A 16,212-nucleotide genomic window follows, 5' to 3' on the forward strand; every position below is an offset into this window, starting at 1 on the left:
AGACGGCGAGTCCGGTGCTGGCGCCGAGGCCCGCGGCGCCGAACGCCCAGGCGGTGGCGCCTTCTCGGGGGCCGAAGCCGCCGACGTTGAGCGGGAGTCCCATGACGACCAGTGCGAGCACGGCGATCGGGAGCAGGGCGGCGACGGAGGCGGCGGAGCCGGCGACCCGGGCGGCGAGCACGAACATCGCGATGTGGCCGGCCAGGATGAGGACGGAGGAGACGACGACGCCCGGTCCGTTGCGGCGGGACAGGAGTCCTTCGCGTGCCTCGGCGAGCGTCTCGCGGACGGCACGACCGCGGCGGGAGGTGGAGGCGGAGGGCGCCCGGTTCATGCGGACGGCGAGGACGACGGCGAGCGCGCCGACCACCGCCAGCGCGACCAGCGGCGCGAAGTGCCGGCTCTCGGCGAGCACCGGGGACGGCATGGTCAGCAGGACCACTCCGCCGAAGACCGTCAACGCGATCTGTCCGGCGGCCCGTTCGAGGACGACCGACCGGACACCGCGGCCCATGTCGCCGGCGCTCTGCCCGTGCCGTACCGCGCGGTGCACATCGCCGAGGACGCCGCCGGGCAGCGCCGCGTTCAGGAACAGCGCGCGGTAGTAGTCGGCGACGGCCGGACCGAGCGGCAGCGCGATCCGCAGCCCCCTGGCCACCAACGCCCAACGCCACGCGCTGAGTACGGTCGTGACCACGCCGATCGCGAGCGCCATGAGCAGCGTCGACCCGTCGATGCGACTCAGCCCGTCCAGGAACACCCCGGTGCCGAGCCGCCACAGCAGGGCGGCGAGGATGGCGACCCCGGCGACGGTCCCGAAGTGGGTCCGCACGGCACGGGAGTTGACCACCGCCAGCGCCCGCCGCCACCAGGCCGGCCGCGACCCCGCGTCGGACCGGGCGGCGGAGACGATGACGCCGATACGGTCCTTGGAGACGGCGGCACCGGCCGGCGGGCCGGGAACGAACCGGGGCCGGTCGGGGAGGGCCACGGCCCCGACGCGCTCGACCGGCGTCCTGCTCGACGCACCGGCGACCTCGTCACCGCGCACCGCGACGGCAACGCCCGCCGGAGCAACGGGACTCAGCCCGTCGGCCACCCGGGTCTCGCCGCCCGGCGCGCCCTTGCCGGGCCGTCGTTTGCGCTCGGCCGGCGCGCGCCGGACCACGTGCGCCCGTACCGTCTCCACGCTCATGCCGCGCTCCCCGTCGGGCGGGACAGCGCCAGGAGGTCGCTGTGGTGGACCACTACGTTCAGATCACCGGCCTCGCAGGCGGCCAGGCGGTCCTGCAGATACCGTTCTGCGCGCGCTGCGAGATCGGGGCGCTGCTCGACGGCCGCGCCGACCCAGCCGCGCAGCCACTGGGCCGTCAGCTGGGACTCCGCGGGACCCAGGCGCCAGGCGCTCGGGTGCAGGCGTACCGTCGCGCCGCGCTCGGAGAACGCCTCGCAGGCCACCGTCACCGAGTCCGGTCCGAGCAGTCCGTCGCGGCGCTGGTGGGCGTTGAACGCCTCGGCGATCTCCGCGTCCATCGGGTGGGACGGGGTGAGTTCGACGCGGCCGGCGACCGAGAGCGTGAGCAGGGCCGGGCAGCCGGCGCCGGTGCAGGCGGCGGCCAGGGTCTCGATCTCCTCGCGGGTGAGGACGTCAAGCAGCGCGGAGGCCGTCACCAGGGAGGCGCCGAGGAGGGCGTCCGGGGTGAGCCGGGCGACGTCGCCGCGGCGGGTCTCGACGGTGACCCGGCTGCCGTCGGCGGCCGACCTCGGGGAGGCGACGGCCGCGAAGTGCAGCAGGTAGGGGTCGCGGTCGTGCAGGATCCAGTGCTGGGCGCCGTCCAGGCGGGGGGCGAGCCAGCGGCCCATGGAGCCGGTGCCGCAGCCGAGGTCGTGGATGACCAGGCCGGCCTTGCCCGGCAGGTTGGCGAGCCGGATGCGCAGCGGGTCGAGCAGGTCGTGGGCGCGCGCGTCGGCATCCGCCGGCTCGCGCAGCTCCAGCCACTCGGGGGCGTAGCGCGGCGGCTCCTCGGGCCCGGTCTCCCGCAGCCGTACGGTGGCGCGCTCGCCGGGGCGGGAGCTGGGCCCGGCGCCGGGAATCACGGCACCCGGCTCCTGGGATTCCGTCACCACGTCGCTCACGTCCTGCACTCCGACACCCCGCTCCTGCCGCGCCGACTCTGCGATACGAGCCTCTCGGGGTCCGGGCTGGGCCGGAATCCTTCCGCTCGCCTGTGCCGTCCTGTTCATGCGGCCCTCCTGGGTTCGCTGGGGAGCCGGCCCAGTACTCCGGCGAGACTGCGGGCCGTGGTCGCCCAGCCGTCCAGGGCGGCCCGCCGGCCCCGGGCAGCGGCCTTCAGCCGGCGTCGTACATCGGCCTCGCCGAACCAACCGCGCAGTTCGACGGCGAGTGCGGCGGGGTCCTCCGGCGGGACGAGGATGCCGGGCACCCCGCCGTCGGGTGCGCGGCCGACCGCCTCGGGCAGCCCGCCGACGTCGGTCGCGAGCACCGGGATGCCGCGGGCGAGTGCCTCGGTGACCGCCATGCCGTAGGTCTCCGCGTACGAGGTGAGGACCATGAGGTCGGCGGCGGCGTAGGTCGCGTCGAGCTCGGCGCCGGCCTGCGGGCCGGCGAGGTGGATGCGGTCCTGGAGGCCGTGCTCGGCGATCAGCGTCCGCAGCCGGGCGACGTACTCGGGGTCCTGCCCGAGGCCGCCGACGCAGACGCAGCTCCAGGGCAGGTCGGCCGCCGCGGCCAGTGCCTCGACCAGTCGGTGCTGCCCCTTGCGCGGGGTGACCGAGGCGACGCACAGCAGCCGCGAGACGCCGTCGGTGCCGGAGGCGATCGGCGCGATGTCGGCGCCGGGGGCGGCGACATGGACGCGCTCGGGGGCCAGGCCGTGGTGGGAGACCAGGCGGCGCACCGCCCAGTCGCTGGTGGCGATCACGGCGGGGACGGCCCGCAGGACGTCGCGTTCCTGGGCGTCCAGCTCGGCGGTCACCGCCGGGTCGAGCCCGCGCTCGTCGCCGAGCGGGAGGTGCACGAGGACGGCGAGCTGCAGCCGCTCCGTCTCGGGGACGACGACCTCGGGGACCCCGCAGGCGACCAGGCCGTCCAGCAGGACGATCGAGTCGTCGGGCAACTCCCGCAGCGTACGGGCGAGTTCCGCCCGGGCACTCGCGCCGGGTCGGGGCCAGTTGCCGTCCACCGCGTGCTTGTGGACCTGCCAGCCGAAGCCGGCCAGGTCCAGACTCACGCGTCGGTCATAGGCGTTGCCGCCGCTCGGTACGGCCGGGTCGTCGACACCGCCCGGCATGACGAAGTGCACGGAGCGCAGGGACATGGGCAGGATCTCTACGTTCTTCCTCGGGGCGGACTGCTGCAGGGGCACGTAGCCGAGCCGCGCACGGTCCACGGTCGTGTCGGTCACAGCGCACGCTCGTAACTCGCCCACGCGATGTGCGACTCGTGCAGTGCGACGGCGATCGCGGCGATGCCCCGGGCTCCTTCGCCCAGCGCGCCCTTCTCGATGCGGTCGGCGAGCCGGTCGGCGATGACCTTGGCCAGGAACTCCGTCGAGGTGTTGATCCCGGCGAACTCGGGCTCGTTGTCGAGGTTTCTGTAGTTCAGCTCGCTGACAACGGCGCCGAGTTCCTGCGTGGCGAGTCCGATGTCGACGACGATGTTGTCGTCGTCCAGCTGCTCGCGCCGGAATGTGGCGTCCACCAGGAACGTCGCTCCGTGCAGGCGCTGTGCGGGTCCGAAGACCTCACCGCGGAAGCTGTGGGCGATCATGATGTGATCGCGGACGGTGACACTGAACAACGGACGACCCTCCAGGTGCGGCGCGTCTGGTCCCCCGGCCGTTTGCTGCCCGGGGGATGCCGTGTAGTACGGCTCTTCGTTTCCCCGCGTTCAGCCCACTCTCACTCTTTTCTCAAGGTCAGGGGTACCGGATCCGGTGACAGAGGGCCGGAATGACACCGTCTGCCAGCTTCGGCAGCACCTCGGGCAGCTCTTCGAACGCGCTTTCCCCTGTGATGAGCGCGTCGAGCGCCGGGTCGGCGAGCAGGTCGAGGGCGAGGGCGAGCCGGTCGGCGTAGCTGCGGCTCGCGCGGGCCGGGGAGACGGTGCCGACCTGGCTGGCGCGGATGGTCAGCCGTCGGGAGTGGAAGGCCTCGCCGAGCGGGAGGCCGACCTTCCGGTCGCCGTACCAGCTCAGTTCCACGACGGTGCCCTCGGCGGCCAGCAGTTCCAGCGAGCGGGCCAGGCCCTGTTCGGTGGCGCTGGCGTGCACGACGAGGTCGCGGTCGCCGAGCGCGTCGGCGGGCAGTGCGAAGTCGATGCCGAGGGCCTTGGCGATCTCGGCGCGCGCCGGGTCGGCGTCGACCAGTTGCGCCCGTACGCCCGGGAACCTGGCGAGCAGGGCGGCCACCGAGCAGCCGACCATGCCGCCGCCGACCACGGAGATCCGGTCGCCGATCATCGGGCCCGCGTCCCAGAGGGCGTTCACGGCGGTCTCGACGGTGCCGGCGAGGATCGCGCGTTCGGCGGGCACGGTGTCCGGTACGACGGTGACGGCGGCGGCCGGGACGACGTACCGCGTCTGATGGGGATACAGGCAGAAGACCGTGCGCCCCACGAGTTCCTCGGGCCCCTGCTCCACCACGCCCACGCTCAGATAGCCGTACTTCACGGGGGCGGGGAAGTCGCCCTCCTGGAAGGGGGCCCGCATCACCGCGTGCTGGCTCTGCGGGACGCCGCCGCGGAAGACGAGTGTCTCCGTGCCACGACTGACTCCTGAGTACAGCGCGCGCACCACAACCTCGTCCGCCTCGGGTTCCGGCAGGTCTACGTCCCGCAGCTCTCCTTGACCCGGACGGCTGAGCCAGAACGCGCGAGCGATGCGGTTCATCCGGCCTCCTCCTGAACGATCGGGAAGTGGTGCACGTACGGAGGTGTGCACAGGCCGCGCACAGTACGCGGCGTTGATCGACTTGTCACTTGGCCGGAGGGTGTGCGGTGGCCCTGAACAACACTTACGACGCAAGGCTGGTCCAGCAGGAGACCGCTGTGGGAGCGGGTCTACAGATCCTGTTGCTGGCTCTGCTCGGTACGGCGATCGGCATGGGGCCGGCGGGCTGGCTGACCGGCCTCGCCTTCGCCGTCGCCACGTGGGCGGTGCTCTCACGGGCACTGCATCGCAGCCGGCCGCGGTCCTTCGGCCCGGCCAACCGGGTGACCCTCGGTCGGGCGACTTTGGTGGGCGGTGTGACGGCCCTGGTCGCGGACTCCTTCGAGAGCTCGCCGCCGGTCACGCTGTTCGTCGGTCTCACGGCCGTCGCGCTGATCCTCGACGGTGTGGACGGCAAGGTCGCCCGGGCGACCGGCACCTCGACCCCGCTGGGCGCGCGCTTCGACATGGAGGTCGACGCGTTCCTGATCCTGGTGCTCAGCATCTACCTCTCCATGAGCCTGGGCCCGTGGGTCATGCTGATCGGCGGCATGCGCTACGCCTTCGTCGCGGCGGCCCGCGTCTGGCCCTGGCTGAACGCCCCGCTCCCCCCGAGCACGGCCCGCAAGACGGTCGCCGCCCTCCAGGGCGTCTTCCTCCTCCTCGCCGCCTCCGGCTACCTGCCCTACGGCCCGACCTTCGCCGTCGCCGCCACCGCGCTGGCTCTCCTGACCTGGTCCTTCGGCCGCGACGTTCTCTGGCTCCACCGGACCTCCCGGGTCCAGGACGGCGAGGTCGAGGAGATGCTGGAGTTGGCGGCGGAGCGGGAGCCGGAGCGCGAGACGGTCAGCTCCTGAGCGACGAGGGACGTCGCCCGAAGCCACGGCGTCCCGACCGACGCCGGCGGCTCTGCCGACGGGCGGCGACCATGAGCACGCGCCGCGCCCTCACCCGTCGAGCGCAGACCGGTACACCGTCGACTCCCTGACCTGGAACCCGAGCCGCTCGTAGAGCCGGTTCGCGGCCTCCCGGTCGGGCCGCGAGGTCAGATCGACGGTACGGGCCCCGGCCTCCCGGGCTACCTCCAGAGCCTTCCGCGTCAGCAGCCCTGCCACTCCATGCCCCCGCGCGGCTCCGTCCACGACGACGTCCTCGATACGGGCCCGCAGCCCGGACGGCACCGGGAACATGACGAGGGTCAGCGTGCCGACGATCTCCCCGTCGGCCCGGGCGACGAGCACGGTGTTGGCGTCGCAGGCCAGGATGCGGCCGACCGCGTCGGCGTCGAGGGCCTTGGCCGACCGCGACAGCTGCGGCAGCAACCGGCCGAAGGCGTCGACGAGTTCCTGGTCGGCTTTGCGGGCGATCTCCACCTGGATGTCCATGGGGTGGACCTTATCGACGCGACCGTCGCCTCAGCTCCAGCCGCCGCTCCCCTACCTCCTGCCTCCGCGGCAACGCCCCGATCGCCACGACCGGCACCACCGCCAGCACCAACCATGGCACCGCCGGCGGCAAACCCGCGTCGAGGAGCATGCCCGTCGCCGAGCTCCCCGCCAGCACGATGAGGCCGGACACCGAGGACAACGCCCCTGTGTAGAGGCCGAGTCGGCCGTCCTGCGCCAGGTCGGGGATCCAGGCCCGGGCGGCCGGTGCGATGAGCATCTGGCCGAGGGTGAGGAGGACGACGAAGCCGGCGGCGGGCAGCAGCGCCGTCGTGCCGGTCGTGTCGGCGGGGCGGGCCGCGGCCACGAGGGCGAAGCCGGTCGCGATGAGGACCAGGCCCATGACCATGGAGCGGCGCAGGGTGAGGCGCGTTGTCGCCCAGCCGGTGACGGGGAGTTGGGCCGTCACCACGAGCAGGGACGACAGCGCGAACAGCCAGGCCAGCGGCGCCTGCGAACCCACCGCGCGCTCCACCTCGGCGGGCAGCGCGAGATAGAGCTGGTTGTAGGCGAGGAGATAGGCGCCGTAGGCACAACACAGCGCCAGGAAGCGGCGGTTGCGCAGGAGCAGGGGCAGGCCGCCCTTCAGCCGGGTCCGCGCGCGGCCGGGGATGTGCTGCGGCAGCAGCCACGCGTGGCCGGCGAGGACGAGGACGAAGATCCCGGCGCCCGCCAGGCACACGGCCCGGAAGTCCACCCCGAGCAACAGCGCACCCAGCAACGGCCCGACGAAGGCCCCCGCCTGTCCGGCCACCGTGAACAACGCCAGGACGCGGGTACGCGAACCACCGCCCGACTGCTCCAACAGCACCGCCTGCCGGGCGACTTCGGACTCCACGGCGGGCGAGAACAGTGCGGCGGCGAATCCGATCAGCAGCACCGCCCCGACGACCGACCAGGTCTCCCCTGCGTACCCGAGCCACCCGAACCCGGCGATCCGCAGCACACACCCCGCCAGCACCACCGGCCGTATCCCGTACCGGTCCGCCAGCGCCCCGCCCACCACGAACAGCCCCTGCTGACTGAAGGTCCGCAGCCCGAGCACGAGCCCGACCAGCCACCCCGCCATCCCGATCGCCTGCCCCAGATGCTCGGACAGGAAGGGCAACACGGCGAAGAAGCCGATGTTGAAGGCGAGTTGAGTGAGAATCAGGAGTTTCAGAAGGGGCGTGAGCCGGACGCCACCCTCAACCTTCCGCAGACCGACCGCCGGCACGGTCACTCGGCGCCCACCAACTCCCTTGCCCGCGCGGGCTGTTCGACGACCGCGACAGCCGCTCTACGACGTCGCGGCCACCGCACTCCCCCGGCCGCGCTCACGGCCAGCGCGCCGAGCAGGGCGAGCGCTGTTGCCGGTGCGAGGACGGCCCAGGGGGCGCGTTCGGCGTAGGGCTGGTTCTCGGCGAGGAGGAGGCCCCACTCCGGGGTGGGTGGCTGGGCGCCGAGGCCGAGGAAGGCGAGTGAGGCCAGCGCGAGGGCGATGCCCGGCAGGCGCAGCAGGGCGTGCCGGGTGACGGACGGCAGTACGGCGGGCAGGAGTTCGTGCCGGAGCAGATACCGGCGGTCCGCGCCCAGGCCGCGTGTCGCGGTCACGTGCAGGGCGGCCCGTTCCTGCCGCAGCAACGCCGAGGTGTGCGTGGCGAGCGGCGCCCAGGCGACGGCCCCGACGGCGAGCGCGGGCGTGCCGGCACCGCTGCCCGCGACGGCGGTGACGAGGAGCGCGCCGAGCACCGGCGGCACGGCGTTGACGGTGTCGACGAGCGGCCCGGACAGCCGGGGCACGAGCCCGAGCAGCACGCCGACCAGCAGGGTGACGGTGCCGATCGCGAGGGCGAGCAGCAGGGTGTCGAGGGCGCCGTGAGCGACCCGCGCGAGCACGTCCCGGCCCAGGGCGTCCGTGCCGAACGGGTGGGTCCAGGACGGGGACCGGAGGCGTTGGCCGGTGTCGAGGGCGAGTGGGTCGCGGGGCAGGCCGAGCGCGACGACGCCGAGCAGGACCCCGCCGTAGAGGAAGGGCTGGACGGTGCGGGCGGGTGGGGTCGGGCGGTGCAGGGAGGGGAGCGTGCCGTCGCGCAGGGCCGGGCCTATGAGGAGGCGGGTGGCGAGCCGGGCGGCGGCTGTGGAGGCGGCGGCGAGCAGGAGGAGGAGCAGGGTGCCGGCCTGGAGGACGGGCAGGTCCTGGGCGAGGGCGGCCTGGAGGGTGGTGCGGCCGAGGCCGGGGATGTCGAAGATCTGCTCCACGGCGACGGAGCCGCCGGTGATCCCGACCACGAACAGGCCGACGTTGGGCAGGAGTCCGGGCAGACAGCGGCGTACGGCCTGCTGTGCGATGCGCCGGTTCGGCAGTCCGCGCGCGGCGGCGGCCAGCGCCCACGGTTCGGCGAAGGCGCTGGGCAGCAGGTCGTCGAGGAGCCGACCGAGCACGGCCCCGGCGGGCAGACCGAGGGCGAGCGCGGGCAGCACCGTCCACTGCGGGCCGTACCAGCCGAGCGCCGGCAGCCAGCCCAACTGCACGCCGACGACGGTCGCGAGGATCGACGCGGTGAGGAACTCGGGCAGCGCGGCGAGCACGGCGGAACCGCCGCCGGCCGAACGCCCCCTGCGGCCCTGCCGGTTGAGGGTGGGCGCGCAGACCAGCCCGGCCGTGACGACCGCGACGGCGAGCGCGACCGCCATCAGCAGCAGGGACGCGCCGAGCGCCTGGAGCACGGCGGGCGTGACCTCGGTCCCGGAGATCCAGGACCGGCCCGCGTCCCCGCGCCACAGCCCGCCGACCCAGCGCCCGAGGAGCGCCAACGGACCGTCGGCGAGGCCGAGTTGGGACCGGATGGCGGCCAGCACCTCGGACGTGGGGTCGCGGTCGGCCGAGCGCGCCTTCAGGACGGTGAGCGCGGGGTCGGTGCGCGAGAGCCAGGGCAGCAGGCCGATGCCGCACACCAGGGCGGCCGCTAGACCGGCGCGCCACAGCAGCGCGATCACTCGGTGCCGCACGCGTCAGCGCCGGGTGCCGGTGCCGACGAGGGTGCGCTCGTACGGGTCGAGGAGCGCGCCGCGGACCGAGGTGCCGACGCCGGTGATGATCCGCTGGTGGACCAGGGGGACAACGGCGTCGGTGCCGAGGATCGCGGCCTCGGCCGCCATCGCCGCGTCCTGCCGCTTCGCGGTGTCGGCGACGCCCTCCGCCTCGGCGACGGCCCGGTCGACGTCCTTGTCGCACAGCAGCGCCAGGTTGTAACCGCCGTCGCAGGTGAAGTCGCTGGCCAGCACGGCGACGGGATCACCGGTGTCGACCAGGGTGTTGCGGGCGAGCACGAAGGCGTCGAACTTCCCCTCCAGCGCGTCGCTCTCCAATCGCGAGTACTCGCGCACCTCCAGCTCGACCCTGAACCCGGCCTTCTCCAGCTGCTGCTTCAACACCTGGGCGACTTCGGGGAGTTCGGGCCGGTTGTCGTACGTGGCGAGGGTGATCCTCGTGCCGTCGGGGGCCGCGGGCTCGGCGCGCCCGGCGGGCCGCTTGCGCTTGCCCTCGGCCCAGGTGACGGCGGGGCCGTAGACGCCGGCTCCGGCGTCCGCGTGTCCCTCGTAGACACCGTCGGCGAGTGCGCCGGTGTCGACGGCCTCGCGCGCGGCGGCCCGCAGCTTCGGGTCCTTGAAGGGGCCCGAGTCGGTGTTGAGGAGCAGGCTGGTGGTGCGGGTCGTGGCCGTCTCCTCGCGGGTCGCCTTGTCGAGGGTGGCGGCCTGGGCGACGGGGATGGCCTCGGCGAGGTCGGCCTGTCCGGTGCGCAGGGCGGCGGCGCGGGCCGTGCCGTCGGCGATGAACTTCACGTCCACGCCCGCGGCTTGGGCCCGCCCGCCCCAGTAGTCGTCGAAGCGGTCGAGGCTCGCGGCGGTGGCGCCGGTGACGTCGGTGAGTTCGAAGGGGCCGGTGGCGGTGCCGGCCGGATCGACGGCGCCGGCCTTGCCGTAGGCCTTCGTCGACAGGACGGCGAGGCTCGGGCTGGACATGCGCAGGGGCAGGACGGGGTCCGGCCGGTCCGTGGTGATCCGGACGCCGGAGTCGCCGTCGGCCTGGGCCTTGAGGGTGACGCCGGAGAGGGCCGCGGGCGCGGGCTTCGCCTCCGTGGCGTGGGTGAGGGAAGTGGCGACGGCGGCCGGGGTGACGTCCGTGCCGTCCTGGAACGTGGCCTCGCGCAGGGTGAACAGCCAACTGCGGTCGTCCTCGCGGCGCCAGGAGGCGGCGAGCGCGGGGGCCGCGGCGCCGTTGGCGTCCAGGGCGGTCAGGCTCTCGGTGATGCCGAGGCGGCTGAGGATGGTGGCGTCGGCGCCGTACGGGGAGAGGTTCTCGGCGGGCGGGAAGGCGAGGGCGACCCGCAGTCGCGAGCCGTCCTTCGCGTCACCGGCCGCGTCCTCGGCACCGCCTGAGGCGAAGCAGCCGGTCAGGGCCGGGGCGAGGAGGAGAGCGAGCAGAAGTCGAAAACGGTGCACGGTGCGTCTACCGCCCCATCGGTATCTCGAAGTGGATGATCCCCTGGCCGCCGCCCGGTTCCTCGCGCTCGTCGAGCACGACCTTGCCGAGCGACCGCCAGAAGGGCTCGGCGCCCGGCACCGCCGGATCCGTGTGCAGGTACACGGCGCGGTAGTCGCCGTCGGCGGCGGCGAACGCGAGCAGCTCGCCGACCAGACGCCGGGCGAGGCCGCGTCGGCGGTGGTCCGGGCGGACGTAGATCCGGCGCAGTTGGGCGGTCTCGCCGGAGGGGTAGCGCTCGGCGAGATCGCGCGGGTTCGGCGGGTGGGCCGGGCCGCGGGAGTCGAGGGCGCCGGTGGCGACGACGGTGCCGTCGGCCGGGTCGAGCGCCACCAGGAGGGTGTGGCGGGCGGGGGCCAGGTAGGCGGCGGCCGGGTCGATGATGTCGCCGTGCCAGCGGGGCACGTAGCCGGTGCCGAAGTCGCGGTAGACGGTGTCGAGCATCACGGCTCGCGCACCGTCGAGGTCGTCCGGGCGCGCCGCCCTGATGCAGTAGTCAAGCACTTGCACATCATATGCATTAGCCCCTTGAACCTTGATCGCCTCGATTTGACAGCCTCGCGGCCGACCCCTAAAACCTACCCACATGACATTCATTTTCAAAAACGCGGTCCGGTAGTGCGGGTTGCCTTCGTCGGGAAGGGCGGCAGCGGCAAGACCACGCTGTCGGCCCTCTTCGCCCGCCACCTGGCCCGCTCCGACGCACCCGTGCTCGCCATCGACGGCGACATCAACCAGCACCTGGCCGCGGCGCTGGACCCTGACACCGAACCCGCCACCGCCCCTCCCCTGGGCGCCCACCTGGGCGAGCTGAAGGACTTCCTGCGCGGCACCAACCCACGCATCGCCTCCCGCGAGGCCATGATCAAGACCACACCACCGGGGCGCGGCTCACGCCTGCTGCGCCTGCTCGGCGACGACGAGGTGCACGCCCGGCACGTGGTCCGGGCGGGTGACGTACCGCTGATGGCGACGGGCGAGTTCGAGGAGAGCGACCTCGGGGTGGCCTGCTACCACTCCAAACTCGGCGCGGTGGAGCTGTACTTGAACCATCTGGTCGACGGCCCCGGCGAGTACGTGGTGGTCGACATGACGGCGGGCGCGGACGCCTTCGCGTCGGGCCTGTTCACCCGCTTCGACCTGACGTTCCTGGTGGCCGAACCGACCCGCAAGGGCGTCTCCGTCTACCGCCAGTACCGCGACCACGCCCGGGAGTTCGGCGTCCGGATCGCGGTCGTCGGCAACAAGGTGACGGGCGAGGACGACCTGCTCTTCCTCAAGGAGGAGGTGGGCGACGACCTCCTGACCCACCTGGTCCAGTCCCCCTGGGTGCGGGCCGCCGAACAGGGCCGCACCCAGGGCGAGTTGGAGCCGCACAACCGCCACGCCCTGAACGTCCTCCGCGAGACGGTCGACGCCCACCCCAGGGACTGGCCGACCCTGCACCGCCACGCCGTCGACTTCCACCTGCGCAACGCCCGGGCGTGGGCGGACCGGGCAACGGGCCTGGACCTGGCCTCCCAGGTGGACCCGGACTTCGTACCGGGCCCGACGGCACTGCCGTAAAGACCAATGCCCCCCGCACGGTCCAACGACCCCGTACTCACCAACTACCAGACAGGACACCCCCTTTCATGTCTCTCGACGTCTCCCCGAAGCTCCTCGCCGCAGCCGAGAACGGTGACATCCGCGAGGCGGACTTCGTGGACACGGTCCGCACGTCCCTCCCCTACGCCTACGACCTGATCGCCTCCCTCGCCACCGAACTGCGTGGCGGCACGGCCGACTTCACCGACAACCAGACGCCTCCCCCGTCGGAGCAGGAACGCGGCCAGCTCCTGCGCGCCCTCGCCAGCGACGCCATCCGCGGCAGCCTGGAGCGTCACTTCAGGGTGGCGCTGGCCTTCCAGAACTGCCACCGGGTGGCGGCGTTCCGGCCGGAGTCGCTGAACGGGGAGTCGCACGCGAAGTTCACGTCGGTGCGCTCCCAAGTCCTGAACCAGTCACCGGAGTTCAGGGACTGCTGACCCCGCCCAGCAACTGCTCCGTGTAAGCAGCCAGGCGCTTGGCCGCCTCCGGGTCGAGGGTCCGTAGGGACAGGTCCACCGGCCGGCCGCGGTCGTTCGCGGTCAGCGCGTCGGTCGGTGGGGCGTCGATCCAGGACACGATCGGGCGGACCGCCTCCTCGACCGGACGGGCGAAGAAGCGGGCCAGGAGCCTGATCGCGGCACGGGTCACCGGGTTCGGGTTGGAGTCGGCGCCGCTCCGGGTGAAGCCGGGGTGGTAGAGGACGTACCGCGCCTTGCTTCCGGCCTGGTCGGCGAAGGCGACCCCCAACAGGTCGTTCGCCCGGCCGGCCTGGAGCTGGGCGCGGATCTGGCCGTAGCGGCGGGTGAGTTGGGGGTCCTCCCAGTCGATGCGGCCGGCGGTGGTGCCGACGCCGGCGATGTTGATGACCAACGGGGCATCGGCGGAGTCGAGTTGGGGGCGCAGCAGGTTTCCCAGGAGGTGGCGGCTCAGGTAGTACAGGGCGAAGGTGTACTCCAGGCCGTCGGGCGTCTCGCGGCGCTTTGGGCTGATGCGGTTGGCGAACAGTGCCAGTGCGTCGATCGTGTCGTGCCGCTCCTGGATGCGGGCGACGACGCGTTCGACCTCGGCGATCGAGGACAGGTCCGCCTGGAGGAAACGCAGGCGGGGGCTGTCCGCCTCGGCCAGCAGCCGGTCCCCCTTCGCCCGGCTGCTGCCGATGACCGTGACGTGGTCGCCTCTGCTCAGTCTGGCCAGCGCGGTCGCGCGGCCCATGCCGTCGGTTCCGCCGCTGATGATCACGGTCTTCGGTGATTGGCCCGGCACGGACGTCCTCCTTGGGGTCGAATGGCGGTGGTCCCATCGTGGGTCCGTGCCAACGGCCGCCGAAAGAAGGCAGTTTGATGTCCGGTACGCACATCGGTGTTCCCTCGGTGCTCGCCCATGAGCTTCCCCGCCCGGTACCGCTCGACGAGTTGGCGCACTGCCCGGTCGGGGACGTCTTCCGGCGCCTGGGCGACCGGTGGAGCCTGCTGCTCCTGTCCCTGCTGGGCACGCGGCCGCACCGCTACAACGAACTGCACCGCTCCGTCGAGGGCATCAGCCAGCGCATGCTGACCCGCACCCTGCGCAGCCTGGAGAACGACGGACTGGTCCGGCGGCAGGTGTATCCGACCGTGCCGCCGAGCGTGGAGTACAGCCTGACCCCGCTCGGCGGCACGCTGTTGGAACCGTTGTCGGCACTGGCGGACTGGGCGGTGCTGCACGCCGGCGAGATGGACGCGGCCAGGGCACAGCACACGGACTAGCGGGCTACCGCTTCTGCTCCACCCGCACCCAGTCCACCTCCGCCTGCACTCCCGCGGCCGTGACCCTGTCCACGCTGGACTGCGGCAGACCCCAATAGGGAGTGGTCACCTGGTTCCAGCCCGCGGGATACGCGCCGCCCAGGGCGAGGTTGAGGATGACGTAGTTGTTGTGGTCGTAGACCCACTGCCCGCGCGTCGACTCCAGCTTGTTGCGGGTCGTCTCCTGGACGAGGCGGTCGTCGACGTAGAAGCGCATTCCGGTCGGTGTCCACTCCACCGCGTAGGTGTGCCACTGGTCGGCCGTGCCGCCGCTCGGGTAGGTCTGGCGGGCGCCGATGTTGCCGTCGGCCGAGTAGCCGGGGCCGTGCAGGGCGGTGCTCGTCCAGTCCGGGTAGCCGATGTTCTCCATGATGTCTGTCTCGCCGGAGGCCGGCCAGGAGACCGAGGTGTCGTCGACGTTGCTGCCGAGCAGCCAGAAGGCAGGCCAGAAGCCGTCCCCGACCGGGAGCTTCATGCGGGCGCTGACCCGGCCGTAGGTGAAGTCGAACTTGGTGTTGGTGTCGATGCGCCCGGAGGTGAAGTCGAAGGTCCCGGCCGGTGTCTGGGTGCAGTCGTTGCAGTACCTGGACTTCAGCAGAAGGCTGCCGTTCTGCGTGGCGATGTTGTCGGTGGAATCGACGTACGCCTGGGACTCCCCGTTGACCGGGCCCATCTCGTACCCGGTCCGGACGACCCGCCACTTGGAGCGGTCCAGGCTCGTCCCCGTGAAGTCGTCGAAGAACGTTGTCTGGTACGTGCCCGACTGCTCGCCGGGCAGCGCCGGGTAGGCGGCCGCGGCGCTGCCGCCGGTGCCCCAGACCTGGAACTCGTAGAGGGAGTAGCCGAATTGGGCGGTGTCAGGGGCCGGGTTGTAGAAGCTGCGGCGCTCCTTGCCGAGCATGCGGACGTAGCGGCCGGTGGCCGGGGTGGGGAGGGTGACGGTGTCGTGCCGGCCCGTCGCCTCCGACGGTGACTTGATGTCGGCCCGGCGGGCGGCCACGTCGGCGGCCGAGGGCTGGTAGACGGTGCGCCAGGTGCGGTTGTCGTCGGAGACCTGGACTTGGTAGTCGACGGCGTAGGCCGCCTCCCAGTAGAAGTCGACGGAGGAGATGGTCGAGGTGGCGCCGAGGTCGACCGAGACCCAGCGGTCGCCGTTCCAGTCGCTGGACCAACGGGTCGCGTCGTCCTTGAGGTTGGCGGGCCAGCCGCCGTCGGTGAGGAACACCGGTGAGTTGCCCGAGTGTTGGTAGCAGTTCGAGTACGCCGGGTGGCTCAGGGCGAGGTTGCTCCGGGTCGTGGACGCGGGGGCCGGTTCGCCGCCGTAGACCCTGAAGGAGTAGAGCGAGTAGCCGTAGGGCGTGGCGCGTTCCAGGCCCCGCATCCGGACGTAACGGCCCGTCGCCTCCTGCGGATACGTGTTCGCGGTGACCGAACCTCCGGTGCCGGCGGTCTCCGTGTAGAAGGGCGTCCAGTCGGTGCCGTTCTTCGAGACCTCCAGGACGTAGCGTTTGCCGTAGGCGGCCTCCCAGTCCAGGGTGACGCGGTCGACGCGGATGGTGGCGCCGAGGTCGATCCGGATCCAGGCGTCGTCGGCGAAGTCGCTGGACCAGCGGGTGGCGCCGTTGCCGTCGAAGGCGAGGCCGGGGGCGGTGCCGGCGTTCTCGCTGCCGGAGGCGGTGACGCCGGCCGGGTTCGCGGTGTAGGCGGTGCCGGCGCGGTCGGTGTCCCAGGTGGCGGCGGCAGCCGCGGCCTCCGGAGCGGGGGCGGCGAAGGCAGGGGTCGCGGACAGCAGGGCCACGGCGGCCAGGGCGGCCAAATAGGTGCGGGATCTCATGCGACTCTCCCTTGAGCTGGGGACGAGGTGGGGATCTTAATGGCGTGCTCATGACAGACTTGAGGGTCTGTACATCCATGAGGAT

15 protein-coding genes and 1 pseudogene are annotated in these 16,212 nt (G+C 72.7%); 4 read left to right on the forward strand and 12 right to left on the reverse strand.

Features of this window, described 5'->3' with window-relative positions; translation table 11 throughout:
• Window positions 1-16: 16 nt before the first annotated feature.
• The 5 genes and pseudogenes from M2283_RS01940 to M2283_RS01960 all read right to left on the reverse strand — a co-directional run.
• Window positions 17-1,195 (reverse strand): annotated as a pseudogene (locus M2283_RS01940) (lysylphosphatidylglycerol synthase transmembrane domain-containing protein); the annotation flags it as partial.
• Window positions 1,192-2,244, reverse strand: a complete 1,053-nt coding sequence (locus M2283_RS01945) for a class I SAM-dependent methyltransferase (protein ID WP_280874151.1) — start codon at window positions 2,242-2,244, stop codon at window positions 1,192-1,194. The gene M2283_RS01945 and the pseudogene M2283_RS01940, both read right to left, overlap by 4 nt.
• Entirely contained in the window at window positions 2,241-3,425 is a 1,185-nt protein-coding gene (locus tag M2283_RS01950) for a glycosyltransferase family 4 protein (protein WP_280874152.1), read from the reverse strand. The genes M2283_RS01945 and M2283_RS01950 overlap by 4 nt, the downstream gene beginning before the upstream one ends.
• Window positions 3,422-3,820 (reverse strand): 6-pyruvoyl trahydropterin synthase family protein, encoded by a 399-nt coding sequence (locus M2283_RS01955; RefSeq protein ID WP_280874153.1) that lies wholly within the window; start codon window positions 3,818-3,820, stop codon window positions 3,422-3,424. The genes M2283_RS01950 and M2283_RS01955 overlap by 4 nt, the downstream gene beginning before the upstream one ends.
• A 118-nt stretch (window positions 3,821-3,938) precedes the next feature.
• Entirely contained in the window at window positions 3,939-4,910 is a 972-nt protein-coding gene (locus M2283_RS01960; RefSeq protein WP_280874154.1) for a zinc-dependent alcohol dehydrogenase, read from the reverse strand.
• Between the two features lie 107 nt (window positions 4,911-5,017).
• Here M2283_RS01960 and M2283_RS01965 point away from each other — a divergent pair, with 107 nt between their 5' ends.
• Window positions 5,018-5,806 carry a CDP-alcohol phosphatidyltransferase family protein gene (locus tag M2283_RS01965; RefSeq protein ID WP_280874155.1) on the forward strand — a complete coding sequence of 263 codons (789 nt, stop codon included), beginning with the start codon at window positions 5,018-5,020 and terminating at the stop codon, window positions 5,804-5,806.
• 90 nt (window positions 5,807-5,896) lie between these two features.
• Here M2283_RS01965 and M2283_RS01970 read toward each other — a convergent pair whose 3' ends face one another.
• Genes M2283_RS01970 through M2283_RS01990 form a run of 5 tightly spaced genes read right to left on the reverse strand, consistent with a single transcriptional unit; the run spans window position 5,897 to window position 11,423 of the window.
• On the reverse strand, window positions 5,897-6,334 hold the full coding sequence (locus tag M2283_RS01970; protein WP_280874156.1) for a GNAT family N-acetyltransferase: 438 nt from the start codon (window positions 6,332-6,334) through the stop codon (window positions 5,897-5,899).
• 10 nt (window positions 6,335-6,344) lie between these two features.
• On the reverse strand, window positions 6,345-7,616 hold the full coding sequence (locus M2283_RS01975; RefSeq protein ID WP_432423010.1) for an MDR family MFS transporter: 1,272 nt from the start codon (window positions 7,614-7,616) through the stop codon (window positions 6,345-6,347).
• Window positions 7,613-9,385, reverse strand: a complete 1,773-nt coding sequence (locus tag M2283_RS01980) for an ABC transporter permease subunit (RefSeq protein ID WP_280874157.1) — start codon at window positions 9,383-9,385, stop codon at window positions 7,613-7,615. The genes M2283_RS01975 and M2283_RS01980 overlap by 4 nt, the downstream gene beginning before the upstream one ends.
• 3 nt (window positions 9,386-9,388) lie before the next feature.
• Window positions 9,389-10,879, reverse strand: a complete 1,491-nt coding sequence (locus M2283_RS01985; protein ID WP_280874158.1) for an ABC transporter substrate-binding protein — start codon at window positions 10,877-10,879, stop codon at window positions 9,389-9,391.
• Between the two features lie 7 nt (window positions 10,880-10,886).
• Window positions 10,887-11,423 (reverse strand): GNAT family N-acetyltransferase, encoded by a 537-nt coding sequence (locus tag M2283_RS01990; RefSeq protein ID WP_280874159.1) that lies wholly within the window; start codon window positions 11,421-11,423, stop codon window positions 10,887-10,889.
• A gap of 114 nt (window positions 11,424-11,537) precedes the next feature.
• Between M2283_RS01990 and M2283_RS01995 the strand changes: the two genes are divergently transcribed.
• Together M2283_RS01995 and M2283_RS02000 are read left to right on the forward strand one after the other, a co-directional pair.
• Window positions 11,538-12,485 (forward strand): ATP-binding protein, encoded by a 948-nt coding sequence (locus tag M2283_RS01995; protein WP_280874160.1) that lies wholly within the window; start codon window positions 11,538-11,540, stop codon window positions 12,483-12,485.
• A gap of 68 nt (window positions 12,486-12,553) precedes the next feature.
• Window positions 12,554-12,946: an SCO5389 family protein gene (locus M2283_RS02000; RefSeq protein ID WP_280874161.1), complete on the forward strand. Its 393-nt coding sequence runs from the start codon at window positions 12,554-12,556 to the stop codon at window positions 12,944-12,946.
• Here M2283_RS02000 and M2283_RS02005 read toward each other — a convergent pair.
• Entirely contained in the window at window positions 12,933-13,772 is an 840-nt protein-coding gene (locus M2283_RS02005; protein ID WP_280874162.1) for an SDR family NAD(P)-dependent oxidoreductase, read from the reverse strand. The genes M2283_RS02000 and M2283_RS02005 overlap by 14 nt on opposite strands.
• 77 nt (window positions 13,773-13,849) lie before the next feature.
• Between M2283_RS02005 and M2283_RS02010 the strand changes: the two genes are divergently transcribed.
• On the forward strand, window positions 13,850-14,254 hold the full coding sequence (locus M2283_RS02010) for a winged helix-turn-helix transcriptional regulator (RefSeq protein WP_280874163.1): 405 nt from the start codon (window positions 13,850-13,852) through the stop codon (window positions 14,252-14,254).
• 4 nt (window positions 14,255-14,258) lie between these two features.
• Here M2283_RS02010 and M2283_RS02015 read toward each other — a convergent pair whose 3' ends face one another.
• Window positions 14,259-16,127, reverse strand: a complete 1,869-nt coding sequence (locus M2283_RS02015) for a discoidin domain-containing protein (RefSeq protein ID WP_280874164.1) — start codon at window positions 16,125-16,127, stop codon at window positions 14,259-14,261.
• Between the last annotated feature and the right edge of the window lie 85 nt (window positions 16,128-16,212).

The organism is Streptomyces pseudovenezuelae, from assembly GCF_029892565.1.
GTDB lineage: Bacteria > Actinomycetota > Actinomycetes > Streptomycetales > Streptomycetaceae > Streptomyces > Streptomyces pseudovenezuelae_A.